The 22248-nt window shown below is 66.5% G+C and carries 18 protein-coding genes; 12 read left to right on the top strand and 6 right to left on the bottom strand.

The features are described 5' to 3' along the window. Positions 1-168 precede the first annotated feature (168 nt). Positions 169-1557 (top strand): flavin-containing monooxygenase, encoded by a 1389-nt coding sequence (locus ACSDHM_RS05385; protein ID WP_439426717.1) that lies wholly within the window; start codon positions 169-171, stop codon positions 1555-1557. A 43-nt stretch (positions 1558-1600) separates the two neighbouring features. Here the strand turns inward: ACSDHM_RS05385 and ACSDHM_RS05380 are convergent, their stop codons facing one another. The 3 genes from ACSDHM_RS05380 to ACSDHM_RS05370 form a co-directional block, all read right to left on the bottom strand. Then, positions 1601-2710 carry a polyamine ABC transporter substrate-binding protein gene (locus tag ACSDHM_RS05380; protein WP_005415924.1) on the bottom strand — a complete coding sequence of 370 codons (1110 nt, stop codon included), beginning with the start codon at positions 2708-2710 and terminating at the stop codon, positions 1601-1603. 91 nt (positions 2711-2801) lie between these two features. Further along, entirely contained in the window at positions 2802-4199 is a 1398-nt protein-coding gene (locus ACSDHM_RS05375) for a glutamine synthetase family protein (RefSeq protein WP_049416306.1), read from the bottom strand. After that, entirely contained in the window at positions 4196-4957 is a 762-nt protein-coding gene (locus ACSDHM_RS05370; RefSeq protein ID WP_188241122.1) for a gamma-glutamyl-gamma-aminobutyrate hydrolase family protein, read from the bottom strand. The genes ACSDHM_RS05375 and ACSDHM_RS05370 overlap by 4 nt, the downstream gene beginning before the upstream one ends. Positions 4958-5118: 161 nt before the next feature. On the opposite strand from ACSDHM_RS05370, the gene ACSDHM_RS05365 reads away from it, so the two are divergent. Continuing rightward, positions 5119-6396 carry an NAD(P)/FAD-dependent oxidoreductase gene (locus ACSDHM_RS05365; protein ID WP_088497697.1) on the top strand — a complete coding sequence of 426 codons (1278 nt, stop codon included), beginning with the start codon at positions 5119-5121 and terminating at the stop codon, positions 6394-6396. Positions 6397-6618: 222 nt separating this feature from the next. After that, on the top strand, positions 6619-8211 hold the full coding sequence (locus ACSDHM_RS05360; protein WP_072166938.1) for an MASE1 domain-containing protein: 1593 nt from the start codon (positions 6619-6621) through the stop codon (positions 8209-8211). 160 nt (positions 8212-8371) lie between these two features. Here the strand turns inward: ACSDHM_RS05360 and ACSDHM_RS05355 are convergent, their stop codons facing one another. Continuing rightward, a complete protein-coding gene (locus ACSDHM_RS05355) occupies positions 8372-8860 on the bottom strand; it encodes a hypothetical protein (RefSeq protein ID WP_070489551.1) in 489 nt (162 codons plus the stop codon). Positions 8861-9319: 459 nt separating this feature from the next. Between ACSDHM_RS05355 and ACSDHM_RS05350 the strand changes: the two genes are divergently transcribed. The 3 genes from ACSDHM_RS05350 (at position 9320) to ACSDHM_RS05340 (ending at position 12868) form a co-directional block, all read left to right on the top strand. Then, a complete protein-coding gene (locus ACSDHM_RS05350; protein ID WP_227837375.1) occupies positions 9320-10882 on the top strand; it encodes an MASE1 domain-containing protein in 1563 nt (520 codons plus the stop codon). 95 nt (positions 10883-10977) lie between these two features. After that, positions 10978-12321 (top strand): diguanylate cyclase, encoded by a 1344-nt coding sequence (locus ACSDHM_RS05345; RefSeq protein WP_049416322.1) that lies wholly within the window; start codon positions 10978-10980, stop codon positions 12319-12321. A gap of 85 nt (positions 12322-12406) precedes the next feature. Further along, on the top strand, positions 12407-12868 hold the full coding sequence (locus ACSDHM_RS05340) for a bacteriohemerythrin (protein WP_049416324.1): 462 nt from the start codon (positions 12407-12409) through the stop codon (positions 12866-12868). Here ACSDHM_RS05340 and ACSDHM_RS05335 read toward each other — a convergent pair. Further along, complete coding sequence (locus tag ACSDHM_RS05335) at positions 12849-14150, bottom strand: MFS transporter (RefSeq protein WP_072166939.1); 1302 nt, start codon at positions 14148-14150, stop codon at positions 12849-12851. The two genes, ACSDHM_RS05340 and ACSDHM_RS05335, sit on opposite strands and share 20 nt — an antisense overlap. Positions 14151-14393: 243 nt before the next feature. Continuing rightward, positions 14394-15890: an aldehyde dehydrogenase gene (locus ACSDHM_RS05330; RefSeq protein ID WP_439426716.1), complete on the bottom strand. Its 1497-nt coding sequence runs from the start codon at positions 15888-15890 to the stop codon at positions 14394-14396. Between the two features lie 104 nt (positions 15891-15994). Here ACSDHM_RS05330 and ACSDHM_RS05325 point away from each other — a divergent pair, with 104 nt between their 5' ends. From ACSDHM_RS05325 to ACSDHM_RS05300, 6 genes are all read left to right on the top strand, one after another. Continuing rightward, positions 15995-17347 carry an aspartate aminotransferase family protein gene (locus tag ACSDHM_RS05325; protein WP_088497696.1) on the top strand — a complete coding sequence of 451 codons (1353 nt, stop codon included), beginning with the start codon at positions 15995-15997 and terminating at the stop codon, positions 17345-17347. 63 nt (positions 17348-17410) lie between these two features. Next, positions 17411-18289: a hypothetical protein gene (locus ACSDHM_RS05320; protein WP_061478525.1), complete on the top strand. Its 879-nt coding sequence runs from the start codon at positions 17411-17413 to the stop codon at positions 18287-18289. A gap of 124 nt (positions 18290-18413) precedes the next feature. Beyond that, positions 18414-19700 (top strand): DUF445 domain-containing protein, encoded by a 1287-nt coding sequence (locus ACSDHM_RS05315; RefSeq protein ID WP_439426715.1) that lies wholly within the window; start codon positions 18414-18416, stop codon positions 19698-19700. 244 nt (positions 19701-19944) lie between these two features. Continuing rightward, a complete protein-coding gene (locus tag ACSDHM_RS05310; RefSeq protein ID WP_053498676.1) occupies positions 19945-20259 on the top strand; it encodes a DUF3649 domain-containing protein in 315 nt (104 codons plus the stop codon). Next, positions 20256-21893 carry a PepSY-associated TM helix domain-containing protein gene (locus ACSDHM_RS05305; RefSeq protein ID WP_072166774.1) on the top strand — a complete coding sequence of 546 codons (1638 nt, stop codon included), beginning with the start codon at positions 20256-20258 and terminating at the stop codon, positions 21891-21893. Before ACSDHM_RS05310 ends, ACSDHM_RS05305 begins: the two co-directional genes overlap by 4 nt. After that, a complete protein-coding gene (locus ACSDHM_RS05300) occupies positions 21890-22219 on the top strand; it encodes a DUF3325 domain-containing protein (protein WP_005415908.1) in 330 nt (109 codons plus the stop codon). Before ACSDHM_RS05305 ends, ACSDHM_RS05300 begins: the two co-directional genes overlap by 4 nt. The last annotated feature ends 29 nt before the right edge of the window (positions 22220-22248 follow it).

Raw genomic sequence — 22248 nt, 5'->3', positions numbered from 1 at the left:
TTTTCCCCGCGATGGTGGCCTGTCCGCCCCACGGCCCGGGCTCCCCTGGACGACCCTGCAGCCGTCCCGGCCAGACACTGCGGGCGGCAGCCCGATCTGCAACATTTTTCAGAACGGGATCCATTGAAAGCCCCGGACATTCCCCGCGCAATGTCCCGCATCTAGGCCTTGCATGGACCGCCCCTGGTGATTTCCCCGGACAGCCCCTCCCCTTTCCCGCCCCGCCTGCCGGGCTGCCTGCCTGCACGGCTGCCGCTGGTCATCATCGGCGCCGGCCAGGCCGGGTTGTCGCTCAGCGCGCTCCTGCAGGAGGCCCGCGTCGAGCATCGCGTGCTGGAGGCCGAAACCGTGGGCGCCAGCTGGCGGCGGCGCTGGGATTCGTTCCAGACCAACACCGCCAACGCGACGATGGCCCTGCATGGCCATGCCTATGCCGGGGATGACCCGGAAGGGTTCATGGGGGCCCCGGAAGTGATCCGACGGCTGCGCGACTATGCCGACGAGCGCGCGTTGCCGATCAGCGAGGGGTGCGTGGTCCATCGGGTCGGGCCGGAGTCCGGTGGCTATGCCATCGACAGCAGCCGGGGGCTGATCCATGCCCAGGCGGTGGTGGTCGCCACCGGTGAATACCGCCGGGCGCGGTTGCCCCGGGCCCCTTTCGCGCCCGCAGCAGGCCTCACCGTGCTGCACTCCAGCGACTACCGCAGTCCCGGCCAGCTACCCCCGGGCGCGGTGCTGGTCATCGGCGGCGGCCAATCCGGCGCACAGATCGCCCAGGACCTGTGCGACGCTGGTCGCAGCGTGTACTGGTCATTGGCCGATCGTCATTCGCACACCCGTCGGCTGCGCGGCAAGGACTCGATGACCTGCTGGGACATGGCCGGGCGCATCCATCAACACGTAAGCCAATCGGCGGCCGTACTGGCAGGCGAGCCGGACGCGCTGCGCAAGGCCCGCACCGCGGAGTTCCCCCTGATTTCCGGCAAGGGAGGCGCCGGCCTGGGCAGTTCGATCAGCCTGCTGGCGATGCACCGCGCAGGGATCAGGTTGCTGGGACGGTTGCAGGAATTCAATGGAAACACCGCCCGCTTCGCCGATGTCCGCCCGCAGCTTCGCACCGCGATTGAAGCGACGCGGGCCGAGTACGCCTATCTCGATTCGCTGGCCAGCGCGTACTACGCCACGCGGCCCGAGCCGCGCACCGACGATGCCCGCTACATTCCCGAAGAGGTCTATCTGCACTGGGAGCCGGACATAGCCCCGGATGAACTGGATCTGCAGGCGGCAGGCATCCGCTCGGTGGTGCTGGCCACCGGTTTCGTCGCCGAGTGGCCCTGGCTCGATGTGCAGGGCGCGCTGGATGCCCACGGCTATCCGCTGGGCGAGTTTGGCGTTTCCCCGCAACCGGGCTTGTTCTTCATCGGCATGCACAACCTGCAGCGGATGAGTTCGTCGTTCCTGTGCAACGGCGGCCGCGATGCACGCGACCTGCTGCCGGCCATCCTGAGGCACCTTGACCAGGCCGACGGTACCGATTCCGGCACGGTGAAGCGGTGAAGCAAGGCGGCCGCCGGGCAAGGCCCGGCGGCGCCAGACCGGCTTAACGGCCGGTCTTCACCTCGGTCCACAGCCGGGTGTAGAGCTTGTCGGTCTCCGGCGTGTTGATCGAGTAGGTGAACATCTTCTCGGCCACGTCGGCCGGCGGGTAGATCGTCGGGTCGGTGCGGATCGCCTCGTCCACCAGCGGTGTCGCGGCCGGGATCGGGTTGGCGTAGTGGATGAAGTTGGTGTTGGCCGCGGCGACCTTCGGTTCCAGCAGATAGTTGATGAACCTGTAAGCCGCTTCCGGGTGCTTGGCGTCCTTCGGGATCGCCAGCATGTCGAACCACTGCGGCGCACCTTCCTTCGGGATCGAATAAGCCACGTGCACGCCATTGCTGGCTTCCTCGGCGCGGTCGCGGGCCTGGATGATGTCACCCGACCAGCCGACCACCAGGCAGGTGCCGCCATTGGCCAGCGAACCGACGTACTGCGAGGAGTGGAAGTTCTGCACGTACGGGCGGATCGACTTCAGCAGGTCGGCCGCCTTCTGCAGCTCGGCCGGGTCGCCGCTGTGCGGATCCAGGCCCAGGTAATGCAGCGCGATCGGGATCATGTCGGCCGGCGTGTCCAGGATGGTCACGCCGCAGTCCTTCATCTTGCTGATGTTCTCCGGTTTGAACACCAGGTCCCAGCTGTTGGCGATATCGGTGCTGCCGCCGAAGCGCTGCTTCAGCATGTCCACGTTGTAGCCGATGCCGGTGGTGCCGATCATGTACGGCACGCCGTACTGGTTGCCCGGATCCTGGGTGGCGATGCGCTTCATAACCGCCGGATCGAGGTTGGCCAGGTTCGGGATCTTGCTCTTGTCCAGCGGCAGGAACACGCCGGCCTGGATCTGGCGGCCGAAGAAGTTCAGGGTCGGCACCACCACGTCGTAGCCGCTGTTGCCAGCCAGCAGCTTGGTCTCGACCATCTCATCGCTGTCGAACACATCGTAGGTCACCTTGATGCCGCTCTCCTTCTCGAAGGTCGGAATGGTGTCCTCGGCGATGTAATCGCTGTAGTTGTAGACGTTCAGGACCTGGCTGTCCTGCGCGCCGCCGTTGCCACCGCCACAGGCGGCAAGCATGGCGGAGGCCAGGCCGAGCGTGAGGATACGCAGCTTCATCGGGTGCTCCAGAATGCGGGAAGGGGGGCCGGCGGGGCCGGCGACGGGTGCCAGCCTACCCCCCGGCGGCGGATTTTTCTATTCCAGATGCTCAGACGTTCAGCAGCAGGAACTCGCGCTCCCACGAGCTGATGACGCGGAAAAAGGTCTCGTATTCCTTGCGCTTGACCGAGATGTAGGCGCGGCAGAAACGCTCGCCCAGCAGGGCCTGGAGCTCGCTGCACTGCTCCAGCCCGTCCAGTGCCTCGCCCAGCGAGCGCGGCAGGTTGTAGCCCAGTTCCTTCGCGCTGCCGGTCACCGGCGCGTCCGGCGCCAGCCGCTCGCGGATGCCGAGCAGGCCGCAGGCCAGGGTCGCGGCCATCGCCAGGTAGGGGTTGGCGTCGGAGCCGGCGAAACGGCTCTCCACGCGCATGTTTTCCGGCGTATCCAGCGGCACGCGCAGGCCGCAGGTGCGGTTGTCGAAGCCCCAGTGCACGTTGCTCGGCGAGACTTCGCCGAACACCAGGCGCCGGTAGGAATTCACGTTCGGCGCGAAGAACGCCATCGCCTGCGGCGCGTACTTCTGCAGGCCGCCCAGGTAGTGGCCGAACACCGGGCTGAACTCGCCCTCAGCATCGGTCTCGCCAGCGAACACATTGCTGCCATCGCTCACCCGCACCAGGCTCTGGTGGATGTGCATGGCACTACCGGGCTCGTTTTCCATCGGCTTGGCCAGGAACGTGGCGTACACCCCGTGGCGCATCGCCGCCTCGCGCATGGTGCGCTTGAACAGGAACACCTGGTCGGCCAGGTCCATCGCATCGGCATGGGTGAAGTTCACCTCCAGCTGTGCTGCGCCGGATTCGTGGATCAGCGTGTCCACGTCCAGCTTCATCGCATCGGCGTAGTCGTACATCAGGTCGAGGATCGGGTCGAACTCGTTGACCGCGTCGATCGAGTACGACTGTCGCGCGGTCTCCGGGCGCCCCGAGCGACCGGCCGGTGGCAGCAGCGGGAAGTCCGGGTCGGTGTTCTTCTGCACCAGGAAGAACTCCAGCTCCGGCGCCACCACCGGGCGCAGGCCCAGTTCCGCATAAGCCGCCAGTACGCGGCGCAGCACGTTGCGCGGCGCAAGCTCGTGCGGTTCGCCGCTCTTGGTGTAGCAATCGTGGATGACCTGTGCGGTGGCATCGGCTGCCCACGGCACCATGCGCACCGTATCCGGGTCAGGGCGCAGCATCATGTCCGAGTCCGACGGCGAGGTCAGCTCGTAGTAGTCGTCAGGGAACTCGCCGGTGACGGTGGTGGCGAAGATGCCTTCCGGCAGGCGCGTGCCGTAGTCGTGCGAGAACTTGTCGGCAGGAATGATCTTGCCGCGGGCGTTGCCGGTGATGTCCGGCACCAGGCATTCCACCTCGGTGATGCGCCGCTCCTTCAGCCAGCGCAGCAGGCTGCTTTCCTGCGGTGCGGGGGGCGTGGCCGTCTTGCGCGGGCGCGTTCGGGAACTCATCGGGAATCCAGTCGGTTCTGTTGGTGCTGCCGGCAAGCTTGGCCGAACGCACGGAAAATAGCGTGATAGAACGGCGTCTGCGTGACACGCCACTCCGGATGCCACTGTACGCCGAGCACAAATCCATGGTGCAGGCTGCGCGCCGCCTCGACCAGTCCGTCATCGGCCATGGCCTCGACCTGCAGGCCCTGCGCGAGGCGGGCGATGCCCTGTCCGTGCACCGAATTGACCTGCGCGCGGCCACTGCCGTGCCACTGCGCCAGCCAGCCGTCGGCGGCCAGGGTCACCGCATGGGCCGGCCCATACTGCACGTCCACCGGCGCCTGCGGGTCGTCGCGATGGTCGGCCAGGCCGGGCACCGCATGCACCTGCGGATGCAGGGTGCCGCCCAGTGCGACGTTCAACTCCTGGAAGCCCCGGCAGATCGCCAGCACTGGCAGGTCCAGCGCCAGCGCCTCGTGCAGCAGCGCGAAGGCATTGGCATCGCGGGCAGGGTCATGCGGATTGCCTGGCCAGCTGCGGCCGCCTTCGTAGTGCTGCGGTTCGATGTTGCTGACCGCGCCGGTCAACAGCAGGCCATCGAGCCCAAGCAGCCAGTCGCTGGCCGGCAACGGTGGCTGCAGGCTCGGCAACACCACCGGGGTCACCTCGGCCGCCTCGGCCAGCGCGCGCACATACTTCTCGCCGGCCACCGCGAAACGGTGGTGGCCGAGCACGGTGCTGTCGGTGGGCAGGCCCACCCAGGGCAGGCGGCGCATGGGAAGACTCCTTGGCGTGCCGACACGTTACCCGTCGCCTGGCAACGGCGGCAAGTCGCTGCCGTCACACCACAGCTGCCATGCATCGGCGAAACTACCGGGGTGAACGCTGATCGACCTGCCCTGCTCCGCCCGCCCGCACTGCACCCACGAGGCCTGCAGTGAGCGCCGCCTTTCCGCCCAGCTGGTATGCCTCCAGCCTGCCCGAACCGCCCGCACTGCCCGCGTTGCAGGGGCAGGTGCAGGCCGACGTTGCGGTGCTGGGCGCCGGCTATACCGGCCTGACCGCCGCACTGGAACTGGCCGTGCGTGGCCAACGCGTGGTGGTGCTGGACGCACAGCGGATCGGCTGGGGCGCGTCCGGCCGCAATGGTGGCCAGGTGCTGGTCGGCTATGGCTGCGAGGTGGACGAACTGGAGCGTCAGCTCGGCCGTAACGATGCGCGCCACCTGTTCGACTGGTCGCGCGACGCAGTACAGGCGATGCGCAGGCGCATCGACCGCCATGGTATCGACTGCCATTGGGTGGAGGGCCACGCCAGCGTCGCCATCCGCGAGCGCCATGAGCGCGACCTGCGCGCCAACTGCGAGCATCTTCAGCGCCACTACGACTACCCGATGCAGTGGTGGGACCGTGATGCGCTGCGCGCACAGCTGGACAGCCCGCGCTACCGCGCCGCGATGTTCGATCCGCACAGCGCGCACCTGCACCCGCTGGCCTATGCGCGTGGCCTGGCCGATGCGGCACGTGCGGCCGGCGTGGTGATCCACGAGAACTCCGCAGTGACCCGCGTGCAGCGCGGACCGCAGCCCACCCTGCATACCGCGCAGGGAAGCGTGCGCGCTGCGCATCTGGTGGTGGCCGGCAATGCCTGGCTGCAGGGCCTGCTGCCCGACCTGGAACGGCGGATCATGCCGGTCGGCACCTATATCGGCGCCAGCGCGCCGCTGGGGGCCGAGCGCGCCCGCGCCCTGATCGGCAACAACATGGCCGTGGCCGACACCGCGTGGGCACTGGACTATTTCCGCCTCAGCCACGACCACCGGCTGCTGTTCGGCGGCCGCGCCAGTTACTCGGCGTTGCCCCCACCCGGCCTGCACAGGGTGATGCAGCGGCGCATGCACCAGGTGTTTCCACAACTGGCCGACGTGCCGCTGGAGCAGGTCTGGGGCGGTTACGTGGACATCACCCGCAACCGCGCTCCGCATTGGGGCCGGCTGGACGGCAACCTGTACTTCGCGCAGGGGTTCTCCGGCCATGGGGTGGCCGCCGCCGGGCTGGCCGGCGAGGTCATCGCCGCCGCGATTGCCGGCCAGAGCGAGCGCCTGGACGTGTTCCAGCGCCTGCGGCATGCGCCTTTCCCCGGCGGCCGGCTGCTGCGCACGCCGCTGCTGGTGGCGGCGATGTCCTGGTACAAGCTGCGGGATGCGTTGTGGTGAAGATTCCGCATCTCCTGGATTGAACGCTCTGACAGGCGCACCGCAGCGCTGATCGTGCTGCACACGTCACAGATTTTCACGCAACATCTGTGATGGATGGTTGGTCAACTCCCTAAATGCGCCGCTGTGCAATTGCATAATCGTTCGCAGACCGATAACGTCCTGAGAAACCGGGCCTCGCGGCGAATGGAAGCTGACAGGGGACACGTAGGAGAGGGGGACGTGCGATTGGACTGGTGGAAAGAAGGATTGTTGCTGAAGGTGCGCATTCGTCCGGCTGGCCTGATGCTTGCCTTGCTTTATGCAGTTGCCTATTGGGCAACCCGACAGCTGTCGCTGGATCAGTTCTATTTGCCAGCCGGCATCCGGGTGGCGGCCGTACTGTTGTGCCCGCCGCGCCTGTGGCCGTATCTGCTGCTGGGCGAATATGCGTACTTTGCACAGTCCCGCGTGCCAATGATCGAGAAGTACGGCCTGACATGGGTCATTGTTGCCTCCGCGTTCCTCATGCCCGCAGTGATGTTGATTGTGAAGCTGCAACGGCGACTGATGGCGGAGTCGCAGACGATCGGCCTTTTGTTGATTGCCGCCGCTTCCAGCGTCGTAGTTACGCTGCTGAACCTCAGCTTTTCCCATCTGCTCTGGCCAACACCCCCTTCCACGCCCTTCCTGACCAGTGCGGCGCGTTACAGCGTGGGCGACTTCATCGGCATTCTGACGGTGGCCCCCATCGCCATGCTGTGGGCGCGACAGGACCTGGGGCAGGAGTGGAACGCTGGACGAAAGACCCCGATGCTGGCGGCACTTTCATCGATGCTCCTGATCGGGATAGCAGCAACTCAACTGCCCGCAGACTGGGTTGCGCTGAAGGCAACGCTCCTGCTGCTGCTGGCACTCCCCGCGGCCGCACTTACCTGCCTGTATGGCTGGAAGGGTGCCGCCCTTGCAGTACCGGTGCTCAACATGGTCATCGGCCTGACCACGCCCAACACCCATCCCACCGCATTCGATCCCGCGGCCTTCATCACCCAGCAGATCATGGCGATCAGCGGCATCGTATTGCTGTTGCTCGGATCACGCATCACCCACTTCTACCATCGTTACAGGCTGCGCGAGATGGGGGAAAGGGACGCCATCCATCTTGCGAGGAGCTCGCAATTGGCCAGCGAGATGGAGCTGCGTGAGCGTGCCCTGCACCTTCGCAAGCTCGGCGACGGCATTGATACCTCACTGGTGGAGCTGGCCGACTGGCTCAAGGCCCAGGGACATCACGCAGTGGCCAGCAGCCTTCTGCATACTTCGAATGTACATTCGCGGCTCCTTCGCGAACAGACAAGCATGGTCTATCCCTCGGGTCTGGAGCATCTTGGGCTTTACGTGGCTTTGCAGGCTGGTGGCATCCGTGAGTCGTGGACGCTGACGGAGCGCGTTCTCCGCCCTGATCTGAAAGGCGACCCCTGCAACCTGAGCGTGGAACTGCAGTTGGCCGCTTACCGGACACTGATTGATGCAGTCTCCATTCTTCTCAAGCATGAAGGTGGACAGATTCGCATTCGTGCAAGATGCGGCGGAATGGGCTCCAGGCGCGGAATCCTCATGGTCGTGTCGCTGCTGGAGTCGCGTCGGCGCCTTTCCCAGCAGACAACCATGGCAGCGTTCGAGCGGCTGACCGGGCGAACCCTGCCCTATGACGGGACCGTTGACTGCTATCGCAACCGGGTCAGGATCCTGTTCCTCGACCGTGAAACAAAACTTGAGACACAGCCCAGTGCTCCATCACGGTACAGCTGCCCTGCACCCTCTGCGCTGCAGTAGCGCATTTCACAGTCAAGCGATCGGATCGAACCAAGGCAGCGGTATCGCATGAACGTCCCGCTCATCCCGCTGGCCAAAGGCGTCATGGGCACCCGGCGAACATCCGGGTGCCCATGCAGTCTGACACTGAAGCTCTCCGATATCCCGGCAACAGGCGGTATCAGGGTGCCTCTACCGCCCACAAGACATCAGCTCCGCTTGCATATCTGACCAGCGTGAATGCGGGGGACCGATAGACAACCGTCCTGGTGGCTTTGGCGGGAACAGGCAGGCGCTGCTCAGGCAACGACACCTTCGCAGATGGGTCACCTGCCGGCAGTACCCAGAACGTGCCCGCAGCATTGCCGATCACGATGTGCACGTGGCCCGCGAGATCGTTTACCTGGAAATAATCCATACCATCGCGCTCGAACCCATAGACCAACCAGCCGGGATCCACGCTCAGGTCCTGTGCCTGCGGAATCGACTGGCCGAGTCCTTGGCCGGCCATCTTGATTCCATGGTCGTCACTTGGGGCAAAAGCAAGAACGGATACCGGCACCAACATCAACGCACCAGCAAATGCATGAATTCGGAAATTTCCCACACTAACCTCCAGGTTGGATGCAATACGGATCAAGCAGGATGCTACCCCCAATCGCATCAGCATATACCGGGCGGACTCCGTAAAGCCCATGGGACATAATCGACTGGATCGATGCAAACCCATGCCACGCCGATGCAGCGTCCGAAATCGCCAATACCCGTAGCGAAACCCGCCCACGGTGCGGGTCAGCTGCATCTGCGACAAATGACCTGGACAGGCGCGTGTAACAGCAGGACATTGTCGATTGCGCGATAGTGAACACAGTGGACAGCATCAACTGCCGAATGTAGCGGGTGCAACGGCTGCAACGTGATCGAACCGAGGACGCGCTGATTGTGGATGATTCACCGTCCGCTGGTGGCTATGCCGACGCACTGCTGACCGTGTAGGGCCACGAAGCGCAGGAAGCCGGCAATTGCAGCGCAAAGGGAGGCCAGACACCTCGATTGCGCCCTTCTCCGACTGTCGATAATGTCTACGGACGTGGCCAGTCATCATTGGCCGGGAGGCAAGAGGCGGGGCTTGGACCGATTCAAAGAAGCAATTGAACTGAGCTTCCGGATCCGACCCGTCGGAATCGCACTCGCGGCCGTCTACGCTTTGAGCTGCCTTGTCTCGCGTCAGTTCTCGCTGGATCAGTTCTTCCTGCCAGCGGGCATCCGGGCAGCGGCACTCCTGATCGTCCCGACCCGCCTGTGGCCCTACCTGCTGCTTGGCGAGTACACCTACTTCGCAACCCTGCGCATCCCCATGATCGACAGCTACGGCCTGGCCTGGGTCATCCTGGCCTCGACGCTGCTGATGCCGATGGCGATGCTGGTGGTCCACCTGCACCGCATGAGAATGCCATCGGAGTCCGCCGCCGGCCTCTGGCTGCTGTCGCTGACCTTCTGCACGGCGTTGTTCGTCCCGGTTCTCAATATGGGCATTTCATTCGCCCTGTGGTCGAACCCGCCGCCGAGCAACCTGCTTAGCGCAGTTGATCGCACGATCTTTGGCCACTTCGCCGCCATCATTACCCTCGTGCCACTGGCATTCCTCTGGTCGCGACGAGACGCGGCCCCCAATTGGACGCGCCGCTTTGCTGCACCTACGGTCACGGCCATCCTGGTGATGCTGGTCCTGGCCCTGTGCATGCAGCTTACGGCCATCAGCGCCCACACCACACGCACCCACCTGGTGCTGCTGTCCTCCCTACCGGCGATCGCCCTGACCTTCATGCATGGGTGGCGTGGCGCTGCCATCGCGATTCCGCTGTTGAACCTTCCACTCCATTTCGCCACTCCCAGCACCGGCCTACCGTCCTCGTTCGACCTGGGCACCTTCGCCACCCAGCAGAACATGGCCGTGATGAGTGTCGCACTGCTCGCCCTGGGATCCAGCATCAGCTATCACCACGAACGTGCACGGTCCCGTGGACTGGCTGAGGAAACCACATTGCGCTTGGCACGTAGTTCGCATCAGATCCGTGAGCGTGAACTTCGCGAGCGCGCCTCCCATCTCAGGCAACTCGGCGAAGGCATGGACAGCTCGCTCGGCGAGATGGTCAGCTGGCTGAAGGCGCAGGGGCATCATGCGGTGGCCAACAGCCTGCAGCACGCCTCATCCGTGCACTCGCGGCTGTTCCGTGAACAGGCCAGTCTGGTCTACCCCACGGGGCTGGAGCAGGTTGGGCTGTATATCGCGCTGCGCGTTGGCGGCGCGTGCGAGAACTGGGACAACTCCCATCGCGTGATACCGCCCCGGCTGGAGGGGAACCCCTGCATGCTGACTGTTGACCTGCAGCTCGCCATCTATCGCTCGCTGATCGAGGCGGTGTCGCTGCTGCTGGAGCTGGAGTCGGGACAGGTCAGCGTGCGCGCCCGGAGCGGCCAGGCTGGCGACCGCCGCGGCATTGTGGTGGTCGTGGGCCTGCTTGACCGCAGTTGCACGCTGTCGAGTGGGACCGTTCAGCAGGCCACGGAGCGTCTGGCCGGCCGGATAATGGCCTACGGCGGTACGGTGCATTGCCGTGGCAACCGGCTCCGGTTCGTCCTGCACGAATCCATTGCGGGCACAGCGGCGTCATTCACATCGCCCGCCTGATCGCCGAACGACACGCAGGGCATACTGCCCCGCTAAAGTTACACCCGAAACCGCCGCTATCCGTGCCGAGCCCCTCCCTCGTGAGCCACCGCATCATGCCCGTGCTGCCGCAGGCCGCCGTCGATGGCGACCTGGCCGATCCGCTGCCGCAGCGGATCCTGCTGGTCGAAAACTCCCGTGCGTTCACCGGCATGCTGCGCGAAGCCATCGAGCAGCGCCTGGAACTGCCGGTGGTGATTGCCTCCACCCTGGCCGAGGCCGACCGGCTGCTCAGCGAAGGCGGGGGCTGGTTCCTGGTGCTGACCGGACTGGTGCTGGCCGACGGCGACCGCGATGCAGTGGTCGAGTTCTTCCTCAAGCGCGACCTGCCGACGGTGGTGGTCAGCGGCGTTTACGACGAGGACCTGCGCAAGCGCGTACTACAGCAGCAGATCATCGACTACGTGCTGAAGAATACCCCGGGCAGCATCGACTACCTGGTGTGGCTGGTGCAGCGGCTGGAACGCAACCGGCGCATCGCCGCGCTGGTGGTGGACGATTCGCCGTCCGCACGTGGCTATGCCGCCGCCCTGCTGCGGATGTATGGGCATGAGGTGCACGAAGCCGCCGACGGCAACGAGGGCCTGGCTGCTATCGAGGCGCATCCGGCGATCCGCCTGGCGGTGGTCGACCAGGAAATGCCCGGCATGCAAGGCGTGGAATTCACCCGTCGCCTGCGCACCCTGCGCTCGCGCGACAAGGTGGCGGTGATCGGCATCTCCGGCAATACCGACGCCTCATTGATCCCGCGCTTCCTGAAGAACGGCGCCAACGATTTCCTGCGCAAGCCGTTCTCGCGCGAGGAGTTCTTCTGCCGCGTCTCGCAGAACGTGGACCAGCTGGAACTGATCGGCACCCTGCAGGACCTGGCCACCCGCGACTTCCTCACCGGCCTGCCCAACCGGCGCTTCTTCCTGGAGCAGAGCCAGCGCCAGCTGCCGCAGCTGCAGCTGCACGGCCAATGCGTGGCGGTGGCGATGATCGACATCGACCACTTCAAGCACATCAACGACACCCATGGCCACGAAGCAGGCGACGACGCGCTGCGCGCGGTGGCCGGCGCGGTGACCGCGCATGCACGCAGCCACGACCTGATCGCGCGCTTCGGCGGCGAGGAGTTCTGCCTGCTGGTGCCAGACATGGAACAGGACGAGGCGCTGCTGTACTTCGAGGAGCTGCGCCAGCGCATCGCCGCACTGGAGGTGGACATCGGCACCGCTACCCTGCGCATGACGGTCAGCATCGGCCTGTGCTGCCTGCGCCCGCAGCGCGATGCGCTGCACCGGCTGATCTCCGAGGCCGACCGCCAGCTGTACCTGGCCAAGGCCGGTGGCCGCAACCGGGTCAGCTGCACCACGGTGGCCAGCCCGCTGCGTCCACGCGAGCCTGCGCTGACCTGACCGGCTCGCTTTGATCCAGATCAACGCCGTTCCCGCACGGCAGCTCTACAGTCGGCCCCGACATACGCATGAAGGGGAGCCGGGGATGGCACTACTGGTCTGGCAGGACGATCTGAACATCGGCATCGATGTGATCGACCAACAACACCGCCGCATCATCGAGATGCTCAACCACCTGCACGTGGCGCAGACCAGCCTGCAGCGTGCAGCGGTGGGTGAAGTGATCGACGAAGTCGTCGACTACACCATGTCGCACTTCGCGTTCGAGGAAGAGCTCATGGAGGAGGCGGGCTACCCGTTCTGTGCAGCGCACAAGCGCGTGCATGAGATCTTCATCAAGCGCGTGGCCGAGTACCGGTTGCGCTTCCAGGCCGGCGAGGACATCAGCGACGAACTGCGCACCATGCTCTCGCGCTGGTTGTTCAACCACATCCGCGGCGATGATCAGGCCTATGCCGAACAGGTCAAGGCGCACCTGAACCAGTTCACCCGCGAGCACCAAGGCGGTGGCTGGCTGGGACGCACGCTCAAGCGCTTCTTTGGCTGAACCGCAGCGCGCGCCGGTGCAGTGCCACCAGCGCGCACAGCGTCGCTGCCGCAGTCAGGCACAGGTAGTAGCCGACCGCGACCAGGCCGAAGCGTTCGGCCAGCCAGGTGGCCAGGTACGGCGCCGGTGCCGCACCCAGAATGCCGGCCAGGTTGAATGACAGCGATGCGCCGGTGTAGCGCACCTCCACCGGGTAGATCTCGGCCAGGAAGGTACCGCAGGGGCCATAGGTCAGGCCCATCAGGAACAGGCCCAGGCACAGGAAGGCGGTGACCATCCACGGGCTGTGCGGCTGGAACAGCGGCGCGAACAGCACGCCAAAACCGATGATCAGCACGCTGGCCACGATCATCGTGCGGCGCGTCCCCCAACGGTCGCCATAGCGCGCCGACAGCGGGATGCCCAGCGCGAAGAACAGCATGCCGGCCATCTGCATCAGCAGGAACTGCTCGCGGCTGTAACCCAGCACGGCCGTGCCGTGGCCGAGGCTGAACACGGTCATCAGGTAGAACAGCACGAAGGTGGCGAACGCGCCCAGGGTACCCAGCAGCATCGGCACCGGGTGGTCACGCAGCACCGTCCACATCGGCAGCCGCACCGGCGCCTTGCGCTCCAGCGCCTGCTTGAAGTCGGGGGTCTCGTGGATGTTCAACCGCACCCACAGGCCGAGGCCGACCAGCAGCGCGCTGGCCACGAAAGGAATGCGCCAGCCCCATTGCAGGAAGTCGGCCTGGCTCAGGCAACGGCCAAGCACCAGGAAGATGCCGGCCGACAGCAGGAAGCCGAGCGGTGCACCCAGCTGCGGGAACATGCCGTACCAGGCACGCTTGCCCGGCGGTGCGTTCTCGGTGGCCAGCAGCACTGCCCCGCCCCACTCCCCGCCCAGACCCAGGCCCTGGCCGAAACGGCACAGCGCCAGCAGCGCCGGCGCCCACAGCCCGATCTGTGCGTGCGTCGGCAGCAGGCCGATCAGCACCGTGGACAGCCCCATGGTCAGCAGCGCAGCCACCAGGGTGGCCTTGCGGCCGATGCGATCGCCGAAATGGCCGAACACTGCCGAGCCAACCGGGCGTGCGATGAAGGCCACCGCGAAGGTTGCCAGCGACTGCAGCAAGGCTGCCTGTTCGCTGCTGTCCGGGAAGAACAGGTGCGGGAACACCAGCACCGCGGCCGTGGCGTAGATGTAGAAGTCGAAGAACTCGATCGTGGTACCGATCAGGCTGGCCAGCAGAACACGACGGGGGGAATTCACGGGCGGCGCGGCAGCGGTGATCGTCGACATCGGCAACATGGGAAATGGCAGATCGCCCGATTCTGCCACGGGCAGGCGGCGGTACGGCACGATGGTTTCAGCCGACACCGATGCCAACGAGGGGCCAGGCGCCTCTGTAACGTCGAGCCATGCTCGACGGTTCTTCTCTTCGCGAGATGCAGCCGAGCATGGCTCGGCTCTACAGAAGAACGAACGGCAGTCGAGCATCCCTCGACTCTACAGAGAGCGAACAGCCGTCCAGCAGTCGCGTCGTTACAACTGGATCCAGGTGGCCTTGATCTCGCTGTACTTGTCGAACGCATGCAGCGATTTGTCGCGCCCGTTGCCGGACTGCTTGTAGCCACCGAACGGAGCGGTCATGTCGCCGCCATCCCAGCCGTTCACCCATATGCTGCCGGCGCGCAGCTGGCGCGCGACGCGGTGGGCCCGCCCCAGGTCCCGTGTCCACAGGCCGGCGGCCAGGCCGTAGCGGCTGTCATTGGCCACGCGCACCGCTTCGGCCTCGTCTTCGAACCCCAGCACGGCCAGCACCGGCCCGAACACTTCCTCGCGCGCCAGTGCCTGCTCCGGACGCACCTGGTCGAACACGGTGGGCTGGACGTAGCTGCCGCCGGCTTCCACTTCGGCGCGCCGCCCACCCAGCAGCAACCGGGCGCCCTCGCCTTCGGCGCGCGCGATATCGTCCATCACCTTGTCCAGGTGCGCGGCATCCACCAGCGCACCCATCGGCGCATCGGGGTCCAATGGATGGCGGGGGTGCATGTGCTGGCCATAGGCAACCACCTGATGCACGAAATCCTCGCGGATCGAACGCTGTACCAGAAGCCGCGAACCTGCGGTACAGACCTCGCCCTGGTTGAAGAAGATACCCTGTGCCACCGCCTTCGCGGCGGCGTCCAGATCAGGGGCGTCGGCGAACACCACATGCGGGCTCTTGCCGCCACACTCCAGCCAGACCCGCTTGAGGTTGGATCGCCCGGAACACTGCAGCAGCTTCGCGCCCGTGGCGGTGGAGCCGGTGAAGGCGAGCACGTCCACATCCATGTGCAGGGCCAACGGCTCACCGACGCGCGCACCGTACCCCGGCAGCACGTTCAGCACGCCCTCTGGCAGGCCCGCTTCGGCGGCCAGCGCCGCCAGCCGCAACGCACTCAAGGGCGAGCGCTCGGACGGCTTGAGCACCACCGAGTTGCCCATGGCCAATGCAGGCGCGATCTTCCAGCAGGCCATCAGCAGCGGAAAGTTCCACGGAACGATCGCGGCCACGACCCCGGCGGCCTCGCGCGTGACCAGTCCCAGTTCGTGCGGGCCGGTCGGCGCGATCTCGCCGTACAGCTTGTCGACGGCCTCGGCGGTCCAGCGCAGGCAGCGCACCGCGCCTGGCAGGTCGATGCGGCGCGCATCACGCACCGGCTTGCCCATGTCCAGGGTTTCCAGCAGGGCCAGCTCGTCGGCGTGCTTTTCCACCAACGCCGCCAAGGCCAGCAGCAAGCGCTTGCGATGGGACGGGCTTGCCTGCGACCAGTGCCCCGCCTCGAAGCTGCGCCGCGCGGCCAGTACCGCGCGCTCCACGTCCTGCGCGTCGCAGTCGGCGACCGCCCCCAGTACGCGACCGTCGATCGGGCTGACGCAGTCGAAACGGGCGCCGCTGGCTGCATCGACATAGCGGCCATCGATGAAGGCCTGGCCTGGCATCGACAGCTGGAGGGCCAGCGCCTGCCAATGGCTGCGGTCGGGAAAATCGGCCATGGGAAGCTCCAGCATTCAACGAACCTTGGTTATACCGGGGTCACCGCGACTCCGCCGTGACGTGGCTGCGCTACATTCATCGCATCGGACCCGATGGAGCTGGCATGAAGCGTTCCGCGAGCGACCTGCACGACCTGGCCACACAGCGCCCCGAGTCACTGGACGCTTACTGGATGCCATTCACCGCCAACCGCCAGTACAAGGCGGCACCACGCATGCTGGTCCGCGCCGAAGGCATGCACTACGAAGACATCGATGGCCGACAGATCCTTGACGGCACCGCCGGCCTGTGGTGCTGCAACGCCGGCCACGCGCGACCGCGCATCGTCGAGGCCATCGCCGCGCAGGCACGCACGCTCGACTACTCGCCCGCTTTCCAGATGGGCTCGCCGCCGGCCTTCGCGCTGGCACAGCGGCTGGCCGCACTGGCTCCGGCCCCGCTCAACCATGTGTTCTTCACCAGCTCCGGCTCGGAGGCGGTGGATACCGCGATGAAGATCGTGCTGGCTTACCACCACCAGCGTGGCGAGGGCCAGCGCACGCGCTTCATCAGCCGCGAGAAGGCCTATCACGGCGTCGGTTTCGGTGGCATGGCACTGGGCGGTCTGCCCAACAACCGCAGGGCGTTCGGCCTGCAGCTGGGGGGCGTGGACTATCTGCGCCACACCCTGGACCTGCAGCGCAACGCGTTCAGCAGGGGCCTGCCGCGCCAGGGCGCGGAGCTGGCCGACGACCTGGAACGGCTGATCGCGCTGCATGACGCCTCGACGATTGCCGCCGTCTTCGTCGAGCCCATCGCCGGCTCCGCCGGGGTGATCCTGCCCGCGCCCGGATACCTGCAGCGCCTGCGCGAATTGTGCGACCACCACGGCATCCTGCTGGTGTTCGATGAGGTCATCACCGGTTTCGGCCGGGTCGGCATGCCCTTCGCCGCACAACGCTTCGGGGTCACCCCGGACCTGCTGACCTTTGCCAAGGCGGTCAGCAACGGCGCGGTGCCGCTGGGCGGCGTGCTGGCCAGCGACGCCGTGCATGCCACGCTGATGCAGGCCCCGCCGCAGGCCATCGAGCTGTTCCACGGCTATACCTACTCGGGGCACCCGCTGGCCTGCGCCGCAGCGCTGGCAACACTGGACGTCTACGCCGAGGAGCGCCTGTTCGAGCGCGCCATCGAACTGGGCGAGTACTGGCAGGAACGGCTGCACGCGCTGCAGGGCCTGCCCAACGTGATCGACATCCGCAACTTCGGCCTGGTCGGCGCGGTCGAGCTGGCACCGCGCCGCGATGCACCTGGCAGCCGCGGCTACGAGGTGTTCCGGCGCTGCTTCCACGATGGCCGGCTGCTGGTGCGCTGTACCGGTGACATCATCGCGCTGTCGCCGCCGCTGATCGTGGACAAGGCACAGATCGACCAGATCACCGGCACGCTGGGCGAGATGATCGGGGCCACCGCCTGAGCCCGGGCCGGTGGTGGCGAGCGGGTACAATGGGCGGTTCCGCTCCTGCTCGCTGCCGTGCCCATGGATATCGTCGTCAAAGAAGAACTCAAGGCCTACATCGACCCGCTGACCGCGGACGAACATGACGCGCTGGAGCGCAGCATCCTGGCCGAAGGCTGCCGCGATGCGCTGGTGCTGTGGGGTAATGTGCTGGTCGATGGTCACAACCGTTTCGGCATCTGCCAGAAGCATGGCCTGCCCTTCAACACCGTGCAGAACACGCGCTTCCAGAGCATGGAAGACGTGCACCTGTGGATGATCGAACAGCATCTGGGCCGTCGCAGCGTGTCCGATTTCCAGCGCGGCGTGCTGGCGCTGCGCAAGCGCGACATCCTGGCCGCCCGCAAGCAGGTCGAGCAGGCGCAGCTGCAGCGCGAGAGCGACGGTACCGCCGAAATCGCCGATGAGGCGGGCGAAGACAGCCCGCCGTGGGAGCCGGCACCGAAGCTCAGCCGCGCCGAGCTGGCCCGCGAAGCCAAGCTGAGTACCAGCCAGGTCGGCATGATCGAGCGGATCCACGCCCAGGCTGCCCCCGAAGTGGTGGAGGCAGTGAAGGCCGGCGTGATCTCGATCAGCGCCGCTGCGGCCGTGGCCGACCTGCCCGAAGAGGAGCAGCGCGCCGCCGCCGCCGGTGGCAAGGACGAGCTGAAGCAGGCGGCCAAGCGCGTGCGCGAATCCAAGCGCAAGCCGCGCGCGCCGAAGCCGGACGCGGCCGAGATGGACTTCGAGGAACCCAGCGAGGACGAGATCGCCAGCCGCGACGCCGAAGTGCTGTTGGCGCTGGAACAGCTGGGCGAGGATGCCCCGGCCCTGCGCCGCCGCGTGGTCGCGTTGACCCGCGAGAACGACACCCTGCGCGCGCAGCTGGCCGCGCTGCGCAAGCAACTGGAAGCGCTTTAAAAACGCGCGAGCCTCTCATGTAGAGCCGAGCCCATGCTCGGCTGCGGTTTGCCGCGCGCAAGGCAGCCGAGCATGGGCTCGGCTCTACAGGCAGGCATCACCAGGCTGCGGTTAGACTCGTGCAATGACGCCTGCCCACGATCCGCGCCGCGCCCAGCTGCGGCGCCTGAAGGCCCTCGCACTGGGCCTGCTGCTGTTGATGCTGGTCGGATTCGCGGTCAGCCATTGGTACGGCGAACGCGGCATCTGGGCCTGGGTTTCGGCCTTCTGCGAGGCCGCTGCGGTCGGCGCGCTGGCCGACTGGTTCGCGGTCGTTGCGCTGTTCCGGCGGCCAATGGGCCTGCCGATTCCGCACACCGCGATCATCCCGCGCAGCAAGGAGCGCATCGGCGACAGCCTGGCGCTGTTCGTGCGCGACCAGTTCCTGGAGCCAGGTGTGCTGCTGGCCAAGCTGCAGGTGTTCGATCCGGCCAGCCGTCTCGGCAGCTGGCTGTCCGACCCGGCACGCTCGCGGATGCTGGCCGACATGGCCCGCAGCTGGGCGCTGCAGGCACTGGATTTCTTCGACGAAACCGCGGTACGCCGGCAACTGCACGCCTTCGTGGTGCAGCAGCTGCGGCAGTGGAATGCCGCTGCCACCGCCGGTGAACTGCTGGCCCTGCTGACCGCCGAGGGACGCCACCAGCGCGTGCTGGACGAGGGCCTGCAGCGGCTGGGGCGCTGGCTGGAGCAGCCGGAGGTGAAGGAACGCGCCTCGCAGCTGATCGTGCGCTACATCCAGCGCGAATGGCCGACGCTGTCGAGCACGGTGAACTGGGTCAAGCCGATCGACGAGATCGGCGACAGCCTGGCCGAACGCCTGGCGCGGGCGGTACTGGAAGAACTGCAACAGGTGCTGGCCGAGCCGCAGCATCCGCTGCGCCAGGACTATGAGACCTGGCTGCAGAACTACGTGCAGCGCCTGCGCGAAGACCCGGCGCTGGCCGAGCGCATCGAACAGCTCAAGCAGGACATGATCGACCACCCCGCCCTGCAGGACTACGTGCAGGGGCTGTGGGCGCGCATCCATGCCAGCCTGCGCGCCGACCTGCAACGCGAGGACTCGGCACTGGTCGGCCACCTGCAGCGCAGCCTGGCGTCGCTGGGCAGCAGCCTGCAGGCCGACCCGGCCCTGCGCGAGGCCCTCAACCAGCACCTGCTGGAAGGTGCGCAGCGCCTGACCGGGCGCCTGCGCGAGGGCGTGACCACGCATATCGCGCAGACCGTGAAGGGCTGGGACGAGCGGCACCTGGTCGAGCAACTGGAACTGAGCGTGGGTCGCGACCTGCAGTTCATCCGCTTCAACGGCACCCTGGTGGGCGGGTTGATCGGCCTGCTGCTGCATGCGGCAACCGTGGTGTTCAGGTTCTAGCCCCGGCCAACGCCCACGATCAGCACGCTTGATTCATAAAATGCGAATACATATCATTTACTGATCGGTTGTACGCTTAGCCAAACGGGCACGAAGACGTGCCCATCGCCCGTGTACTGCCCCGACTTCTGGGCTGCCCGTCTGCGCGGGCAGTGCTTCGTCGATGGGACACGCTGGGCGACATGCGCAGGGCGCAAGGGGGCCGCGGACGCGTTCCATCCCTTCTCCTACCTTCAGGAACGCCGTGGACCGCTCGCCCACCCCCGCCAGCCCCCGCACCTTGTTCTCCAACCCGCGCTGGGGCGTGCTGTCACGCGCTTTGGCCGCGATTTTCGGCGGCTATGCGCTGGCCTCGATGACCAGCGTGTTCTGCGCGGTGGCGTTGCCCGGCGCGCGCGGCCAGACCGTGCTGACCGGCATGCTGCTGGCCATTGTGGTGGCTGCCTGCGCGGCGCTGTGGGCCTTCGCCACCCGCAGCGCGCTGCGGGCCTGGGTCGGCATCCTCGCCCCCGCCCTGCTGATGGCGGCGGTCGCACGCCTGTTGGGAGCCTGGGCATGAAGAACGGATTCCGCCAGTCGATGGCCTGGCTGCATACCTGGACGGGCCTGCTGGTCGGCTGGTTGCTGCTGCTGATCTTCATGGCCGGCACGGCCAGCTACTACCGCGAGGAAATCAGTCGCTGGATGCGCCCGGAGCTGCCGTCCAGCAACGTCAGCATCGACGTGGCCGCGCAGCGCGCGGTGGACTACCTGCAGGCCAATGCGAGCCACGCCGAGAACTGGTTCGTCACCCTGCCGCAGCCGCGCAACCCGGCCATGCAGCTGTTCTGGCGGCTGCCACCGGAACTGGCTGACCCCAGTCGTGGCCGTCGCGGTGGCTTCGGCGACGCCACGCTCGACCCGAACACCGGCCAGGCATTGAAGGCGCGCGAGACCCGTGGCGGCGACTTCTTCTACCGCCTGCACTTCGACCTGCACTACATCCCGGTGTACTGGGCGCGCTACCTGGTCGGTTTCTGCGCGATGTTCATGCTGGTGGCGATCATCACCGGCGTCATCACCCACAAGAAAATCTTCAAGGACTTCTTCACCTTCCGCAAGGACAAGGGCCTGCGGTCCTGGCTGGATTTCCACAACGTCAGCGCGGTGATGGCCCTGCCGTACCACGCGATGATCACCTACACCGGCATCGTCACTCTGATGATCATGTACCTGCCGTGGGGGGTGAAAGTTGCCTACCCGCAGGACGAGGACAAGTTCTTCAGCGAAGCCTTCGGCGGCATGCCAGAGGTGACCGCGCCGGCACAAGGCCGCGCCACGCCGCTGCCGATCGCACAGCTGCTGGACAGCGCGCGTGCACACTGGCACGGCGTGGAAGTGGCCGGCTTCACCGTGTCCAACCCGGGCGCTGCCAATGCGGTGATCGACATCCGCCAACGCGACGGCAGGCGTTTGTCCACCGACACCCCGGCGCTGCGCTACAACATGGTCAACGGTGCGCTGCTGGAAGAGACGCCGCCGTCCGGCGGCGCCACCGCCACCCGTGGCGTGCTGTATGGCCTGCACCTGGCGCGCTTCGCCGACTGGGGCCTGCGCGCACTGTTCTTCCTGTCCGGCCTGGTCGGCTGCCTGATGGTCGCCAGCGGCGTGGTGCTGTGGGCGGTGAAGGAGCGTCCCAGGCACGCCAAGAACGGGCGTACCGGATTCGGCCTGCGCCTGGTCGATGCGCTGAACATCGGCACCGTGGCCGGCCTGCCGATCGCCTTCGCGGCGTACTTCTGGGGCAACCGCCTGCTGCCGCTGCAGATCGCCGAGCGCTCCAGTGCCGAGGCCAACGTGTTCTTCTACGCCTGGGGCGGCGCGCTGCTGGCCGCCTTCATCTGGCCGAAGCGGATGATGTGGGCGTGGCAGCTCTATCTGGGTGCGGCCGCGTTCGCGCTGGTGCCGGTGGTCAATGCGCTGACCACGCACGCGCATCTGGGCATCACACTGCGCAGCGGCGACTGGGTACTGGCCGGCGTCGATCTTTCGATGATCGCGTTCGGCGCGATGCTGGCGCTGTGCGGCTGGCGCATGCAGCGCTGGACGCCACCGCTGAGTGCGGCCGAGAAGAAGAAACGTGCGGCCGCTGCGGCTGCACCGAAGGCATCGGTGAACACTGCGGAAGCGGCCGAAGCGGAGGCCAGCGCATGATGCTGCTGGCACTGGCGCTGTCGTTCTCTGCGTTCACCGCGCTGTCGCTGTCGATGGAAAAGCACCAGCACGACCTGCATGGCAAGGCCGCGGCCGCACCCGCACGGCGGATGCAGTGGCGGGTGCTGGGCTGGGCGCTGCTGGCGGCGGCGTTCGCACTGTGCGTGGCCGACCACGGCTGGGCGATGGGCCCGGTGCTGTGGCTGGGGGCAATGACCCTGGCCGGCGTGACGCTGTCGTTCGGGTTGTACCCGTATCGTCCAACATGGATTGCGCCGCTGGCGATCGCGCTGCCGGTGCTGGGGTTGGTGCTGGAATTGCTGTAGCCGCAGGACGGGGACAGCGGCATCCACGC

The organism is Stenotrophomonas sp. T8 (assembly GCF_051853085.1).
Lineage (GTDB): Bacteria > Pseudomonadota > Gammaproteobacteria > Xanthomonadales > Xanthomonadaceae > Stenotrophomonas > Stenotrophomonas sepilia.
Note: the sequence above shows the minus strand (reverse complement) of the source record. Positions and strands in the feature narration are given on the sequence as shown.